The sequence below is a fragment of the Pseudogemmobacter humi genome, from assembly GCF_900609055.1.
In the GTDB taxonomy this organism is placed as follows: Bacteria; Pseudomonadota; Alphaproteobacteria; order Rhodobacterales; family Rhodobacteraceae; genus Pseudogemmobacter; species Pseudogemmobacter humi.
Genome location: NZ_UXAW01000034.1, coordinates 87,811 through 105,685 on the forward strand (window position 1 = coordinate 87,811; position 17,875 = coordinate 105,685).

General features: G+C 67.6%; 21 protein-coding genes. 12 read left to right on the forward strand and 9 right to left on the reverse strand.

Features of this window, described 5'->3' with window-relative positions:
* Position 1: 1 nt before the first annotated feature.
* The 3 genes from XINFAN_RS03055 to XINFAN_RS03065 are packed head-to-tail and all read left to right on the forward strand — an operon-like array spanning position 2 to position 2,157.
* Positions 2–1,180, forward strand: coding sequence for a GNAT family N-acetyltransferase (locus tag XINFAN_RS03055; RefSeq protein WP_124085029.1), 1,179 nt, complete (start codon positions 2–4; stop codon positions 1,178–1,180).
* Entirely contained in the window at positions 1,174–1,770 is a 597-nt protein-coding gene (locus tag XINFAN_RS03060) for a glutathione S-transferase family protein (protein WP_124085030.1), read from the forward strand. Before XINFAN_RS03055 ends, XINFAN_RS03060 begins: the two co-directional genes overlap by 7 nt.
* An 18-nt stretch (positions 1,771–1,788) precedes the next feature.
* Positions 1,789–2,157, forward strand: coding sequence for a 4a-hydroxytetrahydrobiopterin dehydratase (locus XINFAN_RS03065; protein ID WP_124085031.1), 369 nt, complete (start codon positions 1,789–1,791; stop codon positions 2,155–2,157).
* A gap of 114 nt (positions 2,158–2,271) precedes the next feature.
* On the opposite strand, the gene XINFAN_RS03070 is transcribed toward XINFAN_RS03065, so the two are convergent.
* Positions 2,272–2,763 carry a peroxiredoxin gene (locus tag XINFAN_RS03070; RefSeq protein ID WP_124085032.1) on the reverse strand — a complete coding sequence of 164 codons (492 nt, stop codon included), beginning with the start codon at positions 2,761–2,763 and terminating at the stop codon, positions 2,272–2,274.
* Positions 2,764–2,845: 82 nt separating this feature from the next.
* Here XINFAN_RS03070 and XINFAN_RS03075 point away from each other — a divergent pair, with 82 nt between their 5' ends.
* The 3 genes from XINFAN_RS03075 to XINFAN_RS03085 all read left to right on the forward strand — a co-directional run bounded on the left by XINFAN_RS03075 (position 2,846) and on the right by XINFAN_RS03085 (position 5,335).
* Complete coding sequence (locus XINFAN_RS03075; protein ID WP_124085033.1) at positions 2,846–4,039, forward strand: NAD(P)/FAD-dependent oxidoreductase; 1,194 nt, start codon at positions 2,846–2,848, stop codon at positions 4,037–4,039.
* 10 nt (positions 4,040–4,049) lie between these two features.
* The gene (rsmD, locus tag XINFAN_RS03080; protein WP_124085034.1) at positions 4,050–4,613 is read left to right on the forward strand and encodes a 16S rRNA (guanine(966)-N(2))-methyltransferase RsmD; all 564 of its coding nucleotides are present in this window, start codon (positions 4,050–4,052) and stop codon (positions 4,611–4,613) included.
* Positions 4,614–4,678: 65 nt separating this feature from the next.
* Positions 4,679–5,335: an HAD family hydrolase gene (locus XINFAN_RS03085; RefSeq protein ID WP_124085035.1), complete on the forward strand. Its 657-nt coding sequence runs from the start codon at positions 4,679–4,681 to the stop codon at positions 5,333–5,335.
* On the opposite strand, the gene XINFAN_RS03090 is transcribed toward XINFAN_RS03085, so the two are convergent.
* Positions 5,332–6,567, reverse strand: coding sequence for a lytic murein transglycosylase (locus XINFAN_RS03090; RefSeq protein WP_124085036.1), 1,236 nt, complete (start codon positions 6,565–6,567; stop codon positions 5,332–5,334). The genes XINFAN_RS03085 and XINFAN_RS03090 overlap by 4 nt on opposite strands.
* Entirely contained in the window at positions 6,567–8,819 is a 2,253-nt protein-coding gene (rnr, locus tag XINFAN_RS03095) for a ribonuclease R (protein ID WP_124085037.1), read from the reverse strand. Before rnr ends, XINFAN_RS03090 begins: the two co-directional genes overlap by 1 nt.
* Before the next feature lie 91 nt (positions 8,820–8,910).
* On the opposite strand from rnr, the gene XINFAN_RS03100 reads away from it, so the two are divergent.
* Positions 8,911–9,234 (forward strand): hypothetical protein, encoded by a 324-nt coding sequence (locus tag XINFAN_RS03100; protein ID WP_124085038.1) that lies wholly within the window; start codon positions 8,911–8,913, stop codon positions 9,232–9,234.
* On the opposite strand, the gene XINFAN_RS03105 is transcribed toward XINFAN_RS03100, so the two are convergent.
* Together XINFAN_RS03105 and XINFAN_RS03110 are read right to left on the reverse strand one after the other, a co-directional pair.
* Positions 9,231–9,713, reverse strand: coding sequence for a CAP domain-containing protein (locus tag XINFAN_RS03105; protein ID WP_160144522.1), 483 nt, complete (start codon positions 9,711–9,713; stop codon positions 9,231–9,233). The genes XINFAN_RS03100 and XINFAN_RS03105 overlap by 4 nt on opposite strands.
* A gap of 172 nt (positions 9,714–9,885) precedes the next feature.
* A complete protein-coding gene (locus XINFAN_RS03110; RefSeq protein ID WP_124085040.1) occupies positions 9,886–10,650 on the reverse strand; it encodes a DUF1013 domain-containing protein in 765 nt (254 codons plus the stop codon).
* A 152-nt stretch (positions 10,651–10,802) separates the two neighbouring features.
* Here XINFAN_RS03110 and XINFAN_RS03115 point away from each other — a divergent pair, with 152 nt between their 5' ends.
* Complete coding sequence (locus XINFAN_RS03115) at positions 10,803–11,441, forward strand: ribonuclease T2 family protein (protein ID WP_435530840.1); 639 nt, start codon at positions 10,803–10,805, stop codon at positions 11,439–11,441.
* 32 nt (positions 11,442–11,473) lie between these two features.
* Here XINFAN_RS03115 and XINFAN_RS03120 read toward each other — a convergent pair whose 3' ends face one another.
* Positions 11,474–12,469, reverse strand: coding sequence for an NAD(P)H-quinone oxidoreductase (locus XINFAN_RS03120; protein WP_124085042.1), 996 nt, complete (start codon positions 12,467–12,469; stop codon positions 11,474–11,476).
* A gap of 24 nt (positions 12,470–12,493) precedes the next feature.
* Positions 12,494–13,183, reverse strand: a complete 690-nt coding sequence (locus tag XINFAN_RS03125) for a COQ9 family protein (RefSeq protein WP_124085043.1) — start codon at positions 13,181–13,183, stop codon at positions 12,494–12,496.
* Positions 13,184–13,301: 118 nt separating this feature from the next.
* Between XINFAN_RS03125 and rpsU the strand changes: the two genes are divergently transcribed.
* Together rpsU and ald are read left to right on the forward strand one after the other, a co-directional pair.
* Positions 13,302–13,508 carry a 30S ribosomal protein S21 gene (rpsU, locus tag XINFAN_RS03130; protein ID WP_082400860.1) on the forward strand — a complete coding sequence of 69 codons (207 nt, stop codon included), beginning with the start codon at positions 13,302–13,304 and terminating at the stop codon, positions 13,506–13,508.
* Positions 13,509–13,687: 179 nt separating this feature from the next.
* A complete protein-coding gene (ald, locus tag XINFAN_RS03135) occupies positions 13,688–14,806 on the forward strand; it encodes an alanine dehydrogenase (RefSeq protein WP_124085044.1) in 1,119 nt (372 codons plus the stop codon).
* A gap of 63 nt (positions 14,807–14,869) precedes the next feature.
* On the opposite strand, the gene mscL is transcribed toward ald, so the two are convergent.
* Positions 14,870–15,259, reverse strand: coding sequence for a large conductance mechanosensitive channel protein MscL (gene mscL, locus XINFAN_RS03140; protein WP_124085045.1), 390 nt, complete (start codon positions 15,257–15,259; stop codon positions 14,870–14,872).
* Positions 15,260–15,409: 150 nt separating this feature from the next.
* Here mscL and XINFAN_RS03145 point away from each other — a divergent pair, with 150 nt between their 5' ends.
* Positions 15,410–16,105: a glutathione S-transferase N-terminal domain-containing protein gene (locus tag XINFAN_RS03145; RefSeq protein WP_124085046.1), complete on the forward strand. Its 696-nt coding sequence runs from the start codon at positions 15,410–15,412 to the stop codon at positions 16,103–16,105.
* 12 nt (positions 16,106–16,117) lie between these two features.
* Here the strand turns inward: XINFAN_RS03145 and XINFAN_RS03150 are convergent, their stop codons facing one another.
* Positions 16,118–16,939, reverse strand: a complete 822-nt coding sequence (locus XINFAN_RS03150) for an LOG family protein (RefSeq protein ID WP_124085047.1) — start codon at positions 16,937–16,939, stop codon at positions 16,118–16,120.
* Positions 16,940–17,020: 81 nt separating this feature from the next.
* Between XINFAN_RS03150 and dapD the strand changes: the two genes are divergently transcribed.
* The gene (gene dapD / locus XINFAN_RS03155) at positions 17,021–17,848 is read left to right on the forward strand and encodes a 2,3,4,5-tetrahydropyridine-2,6-dicarboxylate N-succinyltransferase (protein ID WP_124085048.1); all 828 of its coding nucleotides are present in this window, start codon (positions 17,021–17,023) and stop codon (positions 17,846–17,848) included.
* Positions 17,849–17,875 lie beyond the last annotated feature (27 nt).

Here is a 17,875-nt window from a genome sequence, read left to right on the forward strand (position 1 = left end):
GATGCCGGACTTCGTTCTTCTCGACAGCCTGACAGAGATCACCGCCGCCGCATGGGACGCGCTGGCGGCGCCGGAACAGGCGACCGGCCGGCCGCTCGACCCGTTCACCACCCACCGCTTCCTCATGGCGCTGGAACAGTCGGGCTCTGTCGGCCAGGGCACCGGCTGGCTGCCGCGCCCCTTGGTGCTGCGCGAAAACGGCGAGGTGCGCGCCGCGCTGCCGCTCTATGTGAAAACCCACAGCCAGGGCGAATATATCTTCGACCATGGCTGGGCCGAGGCCTTCCAGCGCGCGGGCGGGCGCTATTACCCCAAGCTCCAGGTCGCGGTGCCCTTCACCCCGGCCAGCGGTCGGCGCTTCCTCGGCCCCGAGGCCCTTCGCGCCGATCTGGCCAGCGCCGCCATCGGCCTCGCCGCGGGCAACGATCTGTCCTCGCTGCACATCACCTTCTGCACCGAAGCCGAGGCCCGGGCGCTGGCCGGGCATGACGGCCTTCTCCACCGTGTCACCAGCCAGTTCCACTGGCTGAACCGCGGCTACGGCGATTTCGCGGATTTCCTCGCCGATCTCGCCTCGCGCAAGCGCAAGACGATCCGCAAGGAACGCGAGACCGCCCGCGCCCATGGCCTGACCCTCCGCGCGCTGACCGGCGACGACATCCTGCCCGAGCACTGGGATGCGTTCTGGGCCTTCTACCAGGACACCGGCAGCCGCAAATGGGGCCGCCCCTATCTGACCCGTGCCGCGTTCGACGCCTTCCACGCCACGATGCGCAGCGACATGCTGCTGGTCATGGCCTTTGACGGAACCCGGCCGGTGGCGGGCGCGTTGAACTTCATCGGGCGCGACTGCCTTTACGGCCGCTACTGGGGCACCACCGGCGATTACCCGGCACTGCATTTCGAGCTGTGCTATTATCAGGCCATCGACTGGGCCATCGCCAACGGCTTGTCGCGGGTCGAGGCCGGAGCGCAGGGCGAACACAAGCTCGCCCGCGGCTATCTGCCGGTCGAGACCCATTCGCTGCACTGGATCGCCGATCCGGGCTTTCGCCGCGCGGTGGCGGATTACCTGCGGGCCGAGCGCGCGGCCACCGGCGAGGATATCGGGGTTCTGACCCGGTTCGGCCCGTTCCGGCGCGGCGGAGCGGAAAGCGGAGGAAAGGAAGAGGAATGCTGACCTTCTACACCAATCCGATGTCGCGCGGCCGCATGATCCGCTGGATGCTGGAGGAACTGGAAGAGCCCTATGAGACCGTGGTCCTCGGCTACGGCGCCGATATGAACGCGCCGGGCTATCTGGCGCTGAACCCGATGGGCAAGGTGCCCACCGTGGTGCTGGGCGAAACCGTCGTCACCGAGGTCGCGGCGATCTGCACCTGGCTCGCGCAGAAATTCCCCGAAAAAGGGCTGATGGCGCAGGACAGCGCCAGCTTCTACCGCTGGATGTTCTTCGCCGCCGGGCCGCTTGAGGCCGCGGTGACCAACACCTCCTTCGGCTGGAAACCCGAAGGCCCCGAGCAGGAGGGCCGCGCCGGCTACGGCAGTTTTGATCGCGTGGTGCGCACGCTCTCGGGGTACCTGGGGAACCACGACTATATTGCCGATGGTCGCTTCACCGCCGCCGATGTCTATGTCGGCAGCCAGGTCGGCTGGGGGATGCGCTTCGGCAGCCTGCCCGAAACCGATGCCTTCCAGGCCTATTGGAACCGGCTGAAAGACCGTCCGGCGCTGATCCGGGCGAATACCAAAGACGATGCGCTGATCTGACAAGGAAAGGCTTGAACCATGGCTGCCACCCTGCTGAGCGAAGACGAACGCAAATCCCGCCTGCCAGAACTCGAATCCACCGGCTGGCGCGCGGCCGAAGGCCAGGACGCGATCCGCAAGATCTGGAAATTCCGCAACTTTCCGGAAGCCTTCGCTTTCATGGCCCGCGCCGCGCTGGCGGCGGAAAAGGCCGACCACCACCCCGACTGGTCGAACCGCTACAATATCGTGGATGTGACCCTGACCACCCATTCCGCCAGGGGCCTCACCGCGCTCGACCTCGCTTTGGCCACGAAACTCGACAAATTCGCGCCAGGGGCCGAGGTGATCCGCGACCACGGTGCCGACATCCGCTGCCTCTGCGAGATCCGCGCCGAAAAGCCCTGATCTTCACCCTGACGCAAATACCCTCGGGGGGAGCTCATCGCGGCACGCGATGAGCCGGGGGGCAGACAGCCCCCCGCCTTCCTGAACCTCAGCCTTCCTGAACCTCAGCTTTGCTTACACTTCGGCCAGCAGCGCCTCGCCGCCCGAGATGTCGCATTGCCCGGGCGAGGCTTCCAGGTGCAGCACCTTCACCACCCCGTCCTCAGCCAGAAGCGCATAGCGTTTCGAGCGGCCGAACAGCCCTGCGGGCGGCACGTCGAAGGCCAGGCCGATGGCTTTGGTGAACCCGCCATCGGCGTCGGCAAGGAACGTCAGCCCGGCCGCCTTCGCGCCCGTCGAGTCCGCCCAGGCCGCCATGACGAAGGGATCGTTGACCGAAACGCAGATGATCTCGGCCACGCCCTTCTCGCGGAATGCCCCTGCGGTGCGGATGAAGCTCGGCACATGGGCATTGCTGCAGGTGCCGGTATAGGCGCCCGGCAGGCCGAAGATCACCACTTTGCGGCCCTTCAGCTTCTCGCCCAGTTCCACCGCTTCGGGCCCGCTGGCGCCGACCTGCAAGAGTTTCGCTGCGGGCAGTTGCGCCCCGACTGTGATTTCCGCCATTTCCGGTCTCCTCGCGCGTTGCGCCTGTTGCCCGCACGGTTATAGGCTCCGCCCCGGGGATGTTTCCAGAGGGAGTTCGGCCATGCGGGTCGTGATCGTGGGTGCAGGTCAGGCGGGCGCGGCGCTGGCGGCGAAGCTGCGCGCGCTCGGCCATCCGGGTGCGATCACCCTGATCGGCGACGAGCCTGCGCCGCCCTATCAGCGCCCGCCGCTGTCCAAGGCCTATCTGCTTGGCGAGATGGAGGAGGAACGCCTCTGGCTGCGCGCGCCCGAGTTCTGGGCCGACAACAACGTCGATCTGCGCCTCGGTCACAAGGTCGGGGCCATCGACCCGGCGGCGAAGACGGTGACGGTCGGCGGCGAGGCGATTCCCTACGACCAGCTTGCCCTGACCACCGGCTCGGCGCCCCGACGCCTGCCCGCGGTGATCGGCGGCGATCTGGGTGGCGTCTATACCGTCCGGACGCTGGCGGATGTGGACCGGATGCGCGCCGAATTCGCGCCCGGCCGCCGGGTGGTGGTGGTCGGCGGCGGCTATATCGGGCTGGAGGCGGCGGCGGTCGCGCGCAAACTCGGGCTTGAGGTCACGCTGATCGAGGCCGCGCCGCGCATCCTGAACCGGGTGGCCGCGCCGCAGACCTCGGATTTCATCCGCACCCTGCACCGCGACAAGGGCGTGACGATTCTTGAGGCGACCGGGCTGGAGCGCATCCTCGGCGAGACCCGCGCGGAAGGCGTGCGGCTCCTGGACGGGCGCGAACTGCCGGCGGATTTCGTGATCACCGGCGTCGGCATCACCCCGGGCACCGATCTCGCGGCGGCGGCGGGGCTGGTGCTCGACAACGGCATCGCCACCGACGAGATGGGCCGCACCTCGGACCCGTCCGTCTGGGCTGCGGGCGATTGCGCGTCTTTTCCCTGGCAGGGCGGCCGGATCCGGCTGGAATCGGTCGGCAATGCCATCGACCAGGCCGAGGCGGTGGCGGCGAACATGCTCGGCGCTGGCCAGCCCTACCAGGCGCGGCCGTGGTTCTGGTCGGATCAATACGATCTGAAGCTGCAAATCGCCGGGCTGAATACGGGTTACGATCATGTCGTGACCCGCGACGAGGGCGGCACCTCGTTCTGGTATTACCGCGGCGATAAGCTGCTGGCGGTGGATGCGATGGGCGATGCGCGGGCCTATATGGTCGGCAAGCGCCTGATCGAAGCCGGCAAATCGCCTGACCCCGAGGCGGTGCGCAGCGCGCCCGACCTCAAGGCGCTGCTGAAGTAAGGGCGAAAACATGCGGATCATCGGAGGCGCGCGGCGCGGGCTGCAATTGGCCGAGGTCGGCGCGGGCGATCAGGCCGCCCATCTGCGCCCCACCTCCGACCGGGTGCGCGAGGCGATCTTCAACCTGCTGATCAACGGCGGCTACGGCGATCCGGTCACGGGCGCGCGGGTGCTGGATCTGTTCGCGGGCACCGGCGCGCTCGGGCTGGAGGCATTGTCGCGCGGCGCCGCGCGGGTGGCTTTCGTCGATGACGGCGCTGCGGCGCGCGCGCTTTTGCGCCGCAATATCGAGAAGATGCAGGCCATGGGCACAACCGATGTCTGGCGCCGCGATGCGACCAGGCTCGGCCCGAACCGGGGGCCGGGCTATGGGCTGGTGTTCCTCGACCCGCCCTATGGCAAGGCGCTCGGCGAGGCGGCGCTGGCCTCGGCGGTCGAAGGTGGCTGGCTTGCCCCCGGCGCGCTGGTGGTCTGGGAGGAAGGCACCGCCCCCGCGCCGCCCGCGGGATTCGAGCCGCTGGATCAGCGCCGCTATGGCGACACATGGGTGACGCTCCTGCGCGCGCCGGGGTGACGTTACCGCTACCATCCGGCGGCGGCGCGTGTTATCCGCCCGCCCGGATGACCAAAGGAAGCGCCATGACCCCGCCCGCCGCCGTTCTGTTCGATTGCGATGGCGTGATCGTCGACAGCGAAGCACCGACCTTCCGGCTGCTGATCGCGGATCTCGCTGGCCACGGTTTTCCGCTGACCGTGCACGACCTGGAGACCGATTACATCGGCGGCACGGTCGAGGATGTGGGCAACCGCGTCCGCGCGCGCGGCGGGGTGCTGCCCGAAACCTGGGCCGCGGATTTTTACCGCAAGATGTATGCGATGCTGGCCGAAGGCGTGCCGCTGATGCCGGGCGTGCTGGAGGTGTTCGACCGGCTGGATGCGGCGGGCATTCCTTATGCGGTCGGCTCGAACGGCACGGATGAGAAGATGCAGATCACGCTTGGCGCGCGGGGGCTGTTGCCGCGGTTCCGCGCCGTGCTGTCGGGCCATGCCATGGGCAGGCCGAAACCGGCGCCCGATCTTTATCTGGCGGCGGCGCGGGCCTGCGGGGCCGAACCCGCGCGCTGCATGGTGATCGAGGACAGCCCTTCGGGGGCGCTCGCTGCGCTCGCGGCCGGGATCCCGTGTTGGGGCTTCGCCCCGCACGGGCCAGAGGCCGCACCGGCACGGGGCCTCGCTGCGCTCGGGGTGCCGTTGTTTCACGACATGGCGGAACTGCCCGGCCTGCTGGGGCTTTAAGGCTTTTCCGCCCGCAGCGCGGCCAGCACGTCGGGGCTGGCGTAGCCATCGGGCACCAGGCCCCGGGCCTGTTGCCAGGCCCTGACCGCTGCCACCGTCTTTGGCCCGACCCGGCCATCGACCCCGCCGGCGTCGAACCCGGCCCCGGTCAGGAGCCCCTGCACCTCTTTGCGTTCCTCCAGCGTCAGCGCCTGCCAGTGGCGCGGCCAGGATGCCGCAATCGCCGGGCCGCCCAGGATGCGGTCGGCCAGATGGCCGATGCCGATCACATAGGCGTCGGCGGGGTTGTAGCTCTCGATCACCTGAAAATTCGGCCAGATCGCGAAAGCCGCGCCCGAGGCACCGGCGGGCAGCAGGATCGACACGCTGTCGCCCTCCGGCAATGTGCCCCCGGCCATGGGCCGCACCCCGAGCGCGCGCCAGCCTTCGGCGGGTTTCACCACCCGCTCCGAGGTTTCGGCATAGTCGAAGCCCTCGGGCAGGCGCACTTCCATCCCCCAGGGCGCATCCTTCACCCAGCCGTGGTGGCGCAGGTAGTTGGCGGTCGAGGCCAGAGCATCGGCGGGATCGTCGCTCCAGATACCCCGCCGCCCGTCGCCGTCGAAATCCACCGCGAATTCGGCCCAGCTTGTCGGCATGAACTGGGTGTGGCCCATGGCCCCGGCCCAGCTTCCGCGCATCGCCGGGCGCGCGACCTCGCCCGCGTCGAGGATCTTCAGCGCCTGGATCAGCTGATCGGCGAAGAATTCCGCCCGCCGCCCGTCATAGGCCAGCGTCGCCAGCGCGCTGATGGTGTCGGTGTCGCCCCGCCAGGTGCCGAACGAGGTTTCCAGCCCCCAGACCGCCAGCACGATCTCATAATTCACGCCGTATTCGGCCTCGATGCGCTCCAGCAACTGAGTGTGTTCCGCCAGCGCCTCGCGGCCCATGCGGATGCGCTCGTCGGAGACCGCGATGTCGAGATAATCCCAGATCGTTTTGGTGAATTCGGTCTGGTTGCGGTCGCGGCGCACGACATCGGGCAGGAACTCGGCGCTGCGCATCTCGCGGTCGTAGACCGTGGCCGGGATGCCCGCGGCGAGCGCGGTCTCGCGGAACGCGCCCACCCATTGGCGGAAGCCGGCGGCGGATTCGTCCTCGCGCCCTTCGGTCATGCTGCCCTCCGGTTCGGGGACGGTCTGCGCCGCCAGCGGTGTGGCGGCGAGGGTCAGCGCCAGAATCAATCCCCGCATCATTTGCGCCTTCTGACCACGCGCCGCTTCGCCGCCTTTTCGGCGGCAGCCTTGCCCAAAGCGCGGCGCGGCGGCTTGCCCCGCCCGCGCGCCGCCCGGCCCGAGGGCAGCGGGCGGTCCTCGATTTCCACCAGTTCCAGCATCAGCCCGCCGGTCACCGGCACCGCCTCGGCCAGCCGGACGGTGACCTTCTGGCCGATGCCGATGGTCAGGCCGGTGTCCGATCCCATCAGGGTCTGGCTGTCGGGGTCGTGATGGAAGAACTCGCGCCCGACCTCGCGGATCGGCACCAGCCCGTCGGCGCCGGTCTCGTCCAGCTTGATGAACAGGCCGAAGCGCTGCACGCCCGAGACGCGGCCGGTAAAGGTCGATCCCACCCGGTCCGAGAGATACGCCGCCAGGTAGCGGTCCACCGTATCGCGCTCGGCCGCCATGCTGCGGCGCTCGGCGTCCGAGATCAGCTTGCCGGTCTCTTCCAGGTTCTCGATGTCGAAATCCGAGAGCCCGTCCTTGCCCAGACCAAGCCCCCGGATCAACGCGCGATGCACGACCAGATCGGAATAGCGCCGGATCGGGCTGGTGAAATGCGCGTAATTTTGCAGCGCCAGCCCGAAATGCCCGAAATTCTGCGGCGCGTAATAGGCCTGGGTCATCGAGCGCAGGGTCGAGATGTTGATCAGCTCGTCGAACTCGCTGCCCTCGGCCTGGCGCAGAAGGTTGTTCAGATGCGAGGTTTTCAGCACCTGACCCTTCGCCAGCGTGAAGCCCGAGGCCTGGGCGACCTCACGTAAAGCGTCCAGCTTCTCGGGGCTGGGCTCTTCATGCACCCGGTAAAGCAGCGGGTGGCGCAGGCGTTGCAATTCCTCGGCCGCGGCGACATTGGCCATGACCATGCATTCCTCGATCAGCCGGTGCGCATCGAGCCGTTCCTTGAAGGCGACCGAAAGCACCTTGCCCTCGTCCGAGAGCAGGATCTGCCGCTCGGGCAGGTCCAGATCCAGCGGCTGGCGCAGGCTGCGGCCGCGTTTCAACGCCTCGTAGCAGGCGTAAAGCGGGCGCAGCACCGGATCGAGCAGCGGTTCGGTCACGGCATCCGGCTCGCCATCGACGGCGCGCTGGACCTGGCCGTATTCGAGGCTGGCCTTCGAGCGCATCATCCCGCGCATGAAGCGGTGGCTGATCTTGCTTCCCGAGGCATCGATCCGCATCCGCACCGCCATGCAGGGCCGGTCCACATGTTCGTGCAAAGAGCAGAGATCGCCCGACAGCATATCGGGCAGCATCGGGACCACCCGGTCGGGGAAATAGGTGGAATTGCCGCGCCGCCGCGCCTCACGGTCGAGCGCCGAGCCGGGGCGGACGTAATGCGCCACATCGGCGATGGCGACCCAGAGGATGAAGCCGCCCGGATTGCCCGGCTCGGTATCGGGCAGCGCCAGCACCGCATCGTCGCGGTCGCGCGCATCGGCCGGGTCGATGGTGACGAGGTTCAGATCGCGCAGATCCTCGCGGTGCTCCATCGTCACCGGGGGCGGGTTGTCGGCCTCGGCCATGGCCTTGTCGGGGAACTGGTCGGGGATGCCGTGCTGGTGGATCGCGATCAGGCTGACCGCGCGCGGCCCGGCGGGATCGCCGAGGCGCGCGGTGATCTTCGCCTGCGGCAGGCCGAGGCGGCGGTTGCCGATGGATTCGCCCTCGACCAGTTCGCCGTCGCGCGCGCCCATGTCGTCCTCGGGCCGGACGCGCCATTCCTTGTCCTGGCCCTTGTCGATCGGCAGGATACGCCCGCCTTCCGATCCCTTGCGGAACACCCCCAGCACCTTGAGCGGGTTCGAGCCGATCCGCCGGATCAGCCGCGCCTCGTAAGCGTAATCGTCGAGATCCACTTTTGAGAGCCGCGCGAGGATGCGGTCGCCCGCCGCCAGCGCCGGATCGCCCTTCTTCGGCACGATCAGGATGCGCCCGGCGTCCGGGTCGACGCCTTCCTCCATCGCCTCGGCGAACAGATCGCCGGCGGGATCGGGCGGCAGCACCTTCAAGAGCGCCACCGGGGGCAACTCGCCCCTGGCCTGGAACCGGCGCGATCTTTTCGCCAGATCGCCCTCGGCCTCCATCTCGCGCATCAGGCGTTTCAGCTCGGCGCGGTCCTCGCCTTTCAGCCCGAAGGCCTTGGCGACATCGCGTTTCGAGGACAGGCCGGGATTGTCGGTAATCCACTGGCGGATCTGGTCTTTGGTGGGAAGCGGGTTCATGATCGCAGACCTAACACGCCCCGGGCCTTGCGGGAAGCGGCAGCCTTACGGGGCGGCGCCTTCTGCCAGGTCGGGAAAACAGGAGCACCGCATGGCCCGCGCCCCCGCGCCAAAGACCCCGGAAGAGGAATTCCTGCTGCCGCTGGCGCAACTTGCCCTGCGCCAGCCCGAGATCGAGGCGCTGGTGTTCTGGGGCGGCGAGGGCTGGAGCGCGGAGCCCTCCGAGGTGCTGGAAAGCGAAGAGATCGCCTTCTGGGCCGAGGGGCTGTTGCCCGAGGGTTTCGCGCTGGAATGGCGGATCATCGCCGCGCCGGACGGCAAGACGCCCGGCCATATCCGGCTATATGCCTGGGAGGCGGGCGATCCGCCGCCGCCCGGGGCCGGGGTGCTCTCGTCGGCGCGCTGGCCGCGCTAGCCGCGCGGTTTCGCGCCGACGAAAACGTAATAGCTGCCGCCCTCGCCTTCGATCACGGCCAGCCCCATCTCGGTGATCTGCGGGTTCAGAAGATTGACCAGATGGCCGGGCGAATTGCTCCACAGCCGCGCCGCCGTTGCCGACGAGGGCGGTTGGCTGCTGCGGGCGACATTCTCGGTGGCGGTGGAAAGACCATAGCCCACGCTGCGCAGCCGGGTTTTCAGCGTCGAGCCGTCCGAGCCGCGATGGCCCATGAAATTCCGCCCCGCCATGTCGCAGGCATGTGCGGTGGCCGCCTTTTCCAGCGAGGCCGAGGGCCGCAGCGGTTTCAGCCCGCGCGAGGCGCGCAGATCGTTCACCCAACTGGTGAATTCGGCATGGATAGTCTGGCGCTGCGCTGGCCGTTCGCAGGCCAGGGCCGGGAAGGCAAGCGCCAGGCCGAGCGCCGCGACAGCACAGGAGAGGAAGGATTTTTGCATGGCAGCCTCTGATCTGGTCGGCGGGAGCCGCCGCCGCAAGGCCGGCAGGAGCGGGCGCGATGCGGGGGCGGCGGCTTTCCGCTGTCGCATCCGAATCGAGCCGCAGTAAGGCGCCTGAATGAAAAAACCCGGGCCATCCGCCCGGGTTTTCCTCAATTCGGCGGAAAGCCACTCAGCGGTGGTCGTCTTCGTCCTCGTCCTCGTCTTCGTCCTGGCCGCCCGCGGGCAGCGAGAAGAAGCTCTCGGCGTCCGAGAAGTCCTTGGATTCGTTCGCGTCCTTTTCTTCCTCGCCGCCGAAGACCTCAAGCCCGGTCGGATCCTCGCCGACGCGGGCCTTCGGCTCCATCCCGAGGCTCTGCTCGGTGGAAACCAGCTTGCGGCGCTCGTCGTCCGACATGACATGGCCCTCGGCCGCCTTGCGGCGCACCGCCTGCTGCACGGCGGCGTCGAGTTCCGACTGGCGGCACAGGCCAAGCGCCACCGGATCGACCGGGGTGATGTGCTGGATGTTCCAGTGGGTGCGCTCGCGGATCGACTGGATCGTGGGCTTGGTGGTGCCGACCAGCTTGCCGATGGCGCCGTCCGACAGTTCCGGGTGGAACTTGACCAGCCAGAGGATCGCCGCCGGGCGGTCCTGGCGCTTCGACAGGGGCGTGTAGCGCGGGCCGCGGCGCTTTTCCTCGCCCACGGCGGCGGCGTTGAACTTCAGCTTCAGCTTGTAGAGCGGGTCTTTTTCGCCGCGCCCGATCTCGACCTGGTCGAGCTGGTTGTTGGCGATCGGGTCGAACCCTTTCACGCCGCCGCCCACGTCGCCATCGGCGATGCCCTGAACCTCAAGCTCGTGCATGCCGCAGAAGTCGGCGATCTGTCGGAAGGTCAGCGTCGTGTTGTCCACCAGCCAGACGGCGGTCGCGCGGGCCATGATCGGCTTCGTCATAAGACTTCCTTTCAGCTTCTGCCCGACGCGGCGGGCCGGCCTTTACAAATCTCTCCCGGGCCGGGAAAACGGCTGCGGGCCTGGCCCGCGGTTCTCCGATGTCGGGGAATCCCTTGCCGTATAGTGCGATTCCGGGGGAAGGGAAAGTGAAATTGAAACGGGTGGCCGCCTGGCTCACGACACTGTTCCTGCCCGCCGCCGCGCTGGCCGGGGACGGGAAACCGGGCGATTTCGACTATTACGTCCTGTCGCTGTCCTGGTCCCCGGCCTGGTGCGCGCAAGAGGGCGACGCGCGGGCCGATCCGCAATGCGACCGGGGCCGCAGGCACGGTTTCGTCTTGCACGGGCTGTGGCCGCAATACGAACAGGGCTGGCCGGACTATTGCCGCACCACCCACAACGACCCCACCCGGGCCGAGACCGCCGCTATGGCCGATCTGATGGGCGGGGCGGGCTATGCCTTCCATCAGTGGAAGAAGCACGGACGCTGCTCGGGCCTTTCCCCCCGCGACTATTATGCCACCGCGCGCCGCGCCTTCACCGGCGTCACCATCCCGCCGGTTTTCACGAAGATGACGAAGACGCTGAAAGTGCCCGCCGAGGTGATCGAGGGCGCCTTTCTCGAATCCAATCCTGGGCTGGAGCGCGACCAGATCACCGTCACCTGCAAAGAGGGCATGATCCAGGAGGTGCGGATCTGCCTGACCAGGGATCTGGAGCCGCGCCGCTGCGGATCGGACACGATCCGCGATTGCCGTCTGAAAGACGCGGTGCTGGAAGCCCTGCGCTGATCCGGGGGCGCAGGGTGCCTCCCGCGCGGCGCTCAGCCCTGTTCGACCTTCATCACGATCTTGCCGATATGGCCGGGCGCCTCGATCCGCTCATGGGCTTTCGGCGCGTCGCGCAGCGGGAATTCGCTGTCGAGCACCACTTTCAGCGCGCCGCGCGCGATCATCGGCCAGACCTCGCGCTCGACCTCGGCCCCGATCCGGGCCTTGGCGATCTCGCTTTGCGGGCGCAGGGTCGAGCCGGTGATCGTCAGCCGCCGCATCATCACCTCGGCGAAGTTCACCTCGGCCTTGGCGCCTTGCAGGAAGGCGATCTGGACGATCCGTCCCTCATCCGCCAGCGCCTTGATGTTGCGCGGGATATAGGATCCGCCCACCATGTCGAGGATCAGATCCGCGCCGCCCAGCTTGCGCATCTCGGTCACGAAATCCTGGGTGCGGTAGTTGAAGGCGGCCTCGGCGCCCAGATCCTCGCAGACGCGGGCTTTCTCATCGGTGCCGGCGGTGGCGAAGACGCGCGCGCCGAGCGCGCGGGCGATCTGGATCGCGGTGGTGCCGATCCCCGAGGTGCCGCCGTGGACGAGAAATTTCTCGCCCGCTTTCAGCCCGCCGCGCATGACGATGTTCGACCAGACGGTGAAACAGGTCTCGGGCAGGCAGGCCGCCATCTTCATCGACATGCCTTTGGGCACCGGCAAAGCGTGGGTCTCGTGGCAGACCGCATATTCGGCATAACCGCCGCCCGGAAGCAGCGCGCAGACCTTGTCGCCGATCTTCCAGCGGGTGACGCCCGGCCCGGTCTCGACCACGGTGCCCGAACATTCCAGCCCCGGCAGCGGCGAGGCATCGGCAGGGGGCGCATAGGCGCCGGCGCGTTGCAGCGCGTCGGGGCGGTTCACCCCGGCATAGGCGACCCGGATCACGATCTGGCCATGGCAGGGCACCGGCACCGGCAGCGAGCAGGGTTGCAGCACGTCGGGGCCGCCGGGGGCGACGATCTCGATGGCCATCATCGTGTCGGAAAGGGTCATGGGCTTATGCTCCGGCGGTCTGGGTCAGTCAGGGCGGGGACCGGCGCGGTCCTGTCCCGGCAGGTCTTCGGCGATGCGGGGCGGCCGGATCCGGTCGAGGACTTTCAGCGGCCCCGCCATCAGTGCCTTGCCGAGCGGGTTTTTGGCAAGCGCCGCCTTCGCTTTCTCGAACCGCATCACGCCTTCGATCCGGCGGTCGAGGAAATCGCGCACCGCCTGGTGGCCGCTGCTGTCGTCGCCCAGCCAGTAAAGCACCGTGGCGCCATAGACCGCCGAAAGCGTGGCGCGCTTGGTATACCAGTTCACATCATCCGATGTGTCGCCAAGCGCGGTCCAGATCGCATCCGCGGTGCCCCAGATCGCCCGCGCGCCCGCCGCCGAATGCTGCGGCAGCGCGAAAAGCGTGGTGCCGCGCTGCACCGCCTCGCGGTCGGAAACCTCCAGCCGCAGCATCACCGCCCGGGCGATCCGGTCGCGGAACCTGAGCGCGGCGAGGTCTTCTTCGGCCAGCCGCCGGATCATCTCGCGGTCGCCCCGGGCGTGGTAGGCCAGCGCCAGATCGACGCCGCCGCGCGGGAACAGCGCATGGGCGAGCCCCGGCTCTACCCCCGAATCGGCTATGGCTGCACGCAAAGTCGCCCCCGACCAGCCGTCGAAGGCCACATGCGGAAGCGCGGCTTCCACCAGTTTTTCCCGCACATCCGACGCTTCCATCGCTGCCTCCCGACCGCACGGTCCTTGTCAAGGTGGACAGGGACGCCCCCCTCTGCTATGGGGCGCGGGCCTGCACAAATCATGTGCAACTCTAGCTTAGGAAGGTGGTGACAACCACATGCAGGTCAGCGTCCGCGACAATAACGTCGAACAGGCCCTTCGGGCCCTGAAGAAAAAGCTCCAGCGCGAAGGCGTTTTCCGCGAAATGAAGCTCAAGCAGCATTTCGAGAAACCGTCGGTCAAAAAAGCGCGTGAGCAAGCCGAGGCGATCCGCCGTGCGCGTAAACTCGCGCGCAAGAAGGCGCAGCGCGAAGGCGCGCTCTGAGCTTTTCGCCCGCAAGGGCGAGGCGTTCATGCGAACACTGGGGCCGCAAGGCCCGGACAAGTCAGCCCCCGCCCGCAAGGCCGGGGGTTTTCTTTTGCTTTCCCTGGCTCGCGTTTTCCTTGTTCCGCGGGGCGGTTCTGCGCCATGCTCGGCCCCGGAGAGCACGCAGGGAGGTGCGGATGAAAATCGGTTGCCCGAAAGAGATCAAGCCGCAGGAGTTCCGGGTCGGCATGACCCCGGATGCCGCGCGCGAGGCGGTGGCGCGCGGCCATGAGGTGCTGATCCAGACCGGCGCGGGCCTCGGCGCGGGATTCGCCGACGAGGATTATCTGGCGGCCGGTGCCCGGATCGCCGCCGATGCGGCAGAGGTCTTCGCTGCGTCCGGGATGATCGTGAAGGTCAAGGAGCCGCAGCCCGCCGAGCGGCGGATGCTGCGCGAGGGGCAGCTTCTGTTCACCTATCTGCACCTGGCGCCCGACCCGGAACAGACCCGCGACCTGCTGGCCTCGGGCGTGACCGCCATCGCCTATGAGACGGTGACCGACGCCCGTGGCGGGCTGCCCTTGCTCGCGCCGATGTCAGAGGTCGCCGGGCGGCTGGCGCCCCAGGTGGGCGCATGGGCGCTGCAAAAGGCCAATGGCGGGCGCGGGGTTCTGCTGGGCGGCATCCCCGGGGTGCGGCCGGCGAATGTGGTGATCATCGGCGGCGGCGTTGTGGGCACCGCTGCCGCACGGGTCGCGGTGGGGATGGGGGCGAATGTCACCGTGCTGGACCGCTCGGTCCCGCGGCTGTCCTACCTTGATGACATCTTCATGGGAAAGCTGACCACGCAATATGCCAGCGGCGCGGCGGTGGCCGATCTGATCCGCAGCGCGGATATGGTGGTCGGCGCGGTGCTGGTGCCGGGCGCGGCGGCGCCGCGGCTGATCAGCCGGGCGCAGCTTGCCACCATGCCGCCGGGCGCGGTGCTGGTCGATGTGGCGATCGACCAGGGCGGCTGTTTCGAGACCAGCCACGCCACCACCCATGAGGCCCCTGTCTACGAGGTCGACGGCATCCTGCATTACTGCGTGGCGAACATGCCCGGCGCGGTGGCGCGCACCTCGACCCAGGGCCTCGGCAATGCGACTTTGCCCTTCCTGCTCGCGCTGGCCGACAAGGGCTGGCGCCGCGCCTGCGCCGAGGATCCGCATCTGCTGAACGGGCTGAACACCCATGCCGGGCGGCTGACCTATGCCGCCGTGGGCGCGGCGCTGGATCTGCCGGTGATCCCGGCCAGCGAGGCGCTGGCGCTGTAAGCGAAAAGCCCGCGGGGGGCTTCCCCGCGGGCCTGCTGTCCGGCTGGCGCGTTGCGCTGGCGGTCAGAGTTTGCTCGTTTTCAACTCGGTCAGGATCTGTTGCAGCAGTTCCGCTTCGGTCGGCGCTGCCGGGGCGGCGGGCTCGGGCTCTTTGGGTTTGCGGCCCAGTTCGCTGGCGCGGTTCACCGCCTTGACCAGCAGGAAGACCACCCAGGCGATGATCAGGAACTTGATGACGGCATTGATGAAATTGCCATACATGAACTTCGCATCGCCGATGCCGACGCTGAGCGCCGAGAAGTCGATCCCGCCGACGAAGATACCGATCAGCGGGTTGACCAGATCGTCCACCAGCGAGGTGACGATGGCGGTGAAGGCGGCGCCGATGATGATACCGACCGCCATGTCGATGACGTTGCCTTTGGAGATAAACGCCTTGAACTCATTGAGCATCGCTCTGTTCCTCTGTTCTGGCCGGAATGGGTTTCCCGGTCCTGTCATTTGCTGCGCGCACAGGCGCGCCGGAAATATCGCACAGATCTGAAGGCTTACCCAGGGGGAATTTTCGGCTATCCCATTCAGGAGCCCTCGCAGGAGTCAGACATGACCGCGCTTTCCGATTTTCCGATCACCCGCCGCTGGCCGCCGCGCAACCCTCGCGCGATCCAGCTTTACTCGCTGCCGACGCCGAACGGGGTGAAGGTCTCGCTGATGCTGGAAGAGACCGGATTGCCCTATGACGCGCATCTGGTGGATTTCGGCAAGAACGACCAGTTGACGCCGGAATTCCTGTCGCTGAACCCCAACAACAAGATCCCGGCGATCATCGACCCCGAGGGGCCGGACGGCCAGCCGCTGCCGCTGTTCGAAAGCGGGGCGATCCTGCTGTATCTGGCGGAAAAATCGGGGCAGTTCCTGCCCGAAGCGGAACGCTGGCAGGTGATCCAGTGGCTGATGTTCCAGATGGGCGGCCTTGGGCCGATGTTCGGCCAGCTTGGCTTTTTCCACCATTTCGCCGGGAAAGAGATCGAAGATCCCCGCCCGAAGGAACGCTACCGCGCCGAGGCGGAGCGGCTTCTGAAGGTGCTCGATGGTGCGCTGGAAGGCCGGGACTGGATCGCGGGCGACTACACGATCGCCGATATGGCGATCGGCCCCTGGCTCAACGCTTTGCGCAACTTCTACAAGGCCGCCGATCTGGCGGGCTGGGGCGCGCTGCGCCATGTGCCGGGCTATCTTGAGCGTTTCCTCGCCCGCCCGGCGGTGCAGCGGGCGATGAACATTCCGGCCAGGGGCTGAGGGGGAACCCCCTCAGATCCCGTTCTTCCAGGCGTCGATGGCGGTGATCGCCTCTTCGGCGGTCTCGACGATGCTGAACAGCGCCAGATCCTCGGGGCTGATCACGCCCGCATCGGCAAGCTGCTGCCAGTTCACCACCTTTTCCCACCAGTCCCGGCCGAACAGCAGGAAGGGGATCGGCTTCATCCGCCGGGTCTGGATCAGCGTCAGGCTCTCGAACAATTCATCCATCGTGCCGAAGCCGCCGGGGAAAACCACGATCGCCGCCGCCCGCATCAGGAAATGCATCTTGCGGATGGCGAAATAGTGGAAGTTGAAGCACAGATCGGGCGTGACGTAAGCGTTCGGCGCCTGTTCGTGCGGCAAGACGATGTTGAGGCCGACCGACTGCCCGCCCGCATCCGCCGCACCGCGGTTGCCGGCCTCCATCACGCCCGGGCCGCCGCCGGTGACGATCACCCATTTGCGGCCGTAGCTCTCCAGGCTGCGCTCGGTCATGATCCGGGCGAATCGCCGCGCCTCGTCGTAATAGGGCGACAGATCGGCCAGAACCGCGGTTTTCGCCGCATCGCGGTGTTCGGGCGCCGGGATGCGTGCGCCGCCGAACATCACCACGGTGCTTTCCACGCCGCGCTCGTCCATCACCATCTGCGGCTTCAGCAGTTCCAGCTGCAACCGCACCGGGCGCAACTCCTCGCGCGTCATGAAATCCTGGTCGGTGAAGGCCAGCCGATAGGCGGGCGCGCGGGTCTGCGCGGTATCCGGTATCCGGTCGGCGGCCTCGATGTCCTGCGTGCTGTCGCGGAACGGATGATTGCGCGGTTCGTCCTTCATGGCCTCTCCCGGATTGCGTGAGCTTTTCGCAAGGCTTATAGCCCGGGGAACCCGAGCGAAACCCGTCCAGAGGAAATCCCCATGTCGAACGCCGCGCTGGAAACCGCCATCGAAGCCGCCTGGGAGGCGCGCGACACGATCACGCCGGCCACCAAAGGCGAGACCCGCGACGCCGTAGAGGCCACGCTCGATGCGCTGGACAAGGGCGTGTTGCGGGTGGCCGAGCGTCAGGCGAGCGGCAAATGGCATGTCAACCAATGGGCCAAGAAGGCGGTCCTGCTGGGCTTTCGCCTGAAGGATATGGAGGTCCAGACGGGCGGCCCGCAGGGCGGCACCTGGTGGGACAAAGTGGACAGCAAATTCGCCCATTGGGGCGAGGCGCAGTGGCAGGCCGCCGGTTTCCGCGCGGTGCCGACCTCGGTGGTGCGCCGTTCGGCCTATATCGCGAAGGGCGTGGTGCTGATGCCCTCGTTCGTGAACCTCGGGGCCTATGTCGATGAGGGCACCATGGTCGACACCTGGGCCACGGTGGGCTCCTGCGCGCAGATCGGCAAGAACGTGCATCTTTCCGGCGGTGTCGGCATCGGCGGCGTTCTGGAGCCGATGCAGGCCGGACCGACCATCATCGAGGACAACTGCTTCATCGGCGCGCGCTCCGAAGTTGTTGAGGGCTGCATCGTGCGCGAGGGCGCGGTCCTCGGCATGGGCGTGTTCATCGGCAAATCGACCAAGATCGTCGACCGCGAGACCGGCGACGTGATGTATGGCGAGGTGCCGGCGGGCTCGGTCGTGGTGGCGGGCTCGATGCCGTCGAAGGGCGGGATCAACCTTTACTGCGCGGTGATCGTGAAGAAGGTCGATGCGCAGACGCGCTCGAAAACCTCGATCAACGAGCTGCTGCGGGACTGAACGCAAATTTCTTCAAAGAAATTTGCA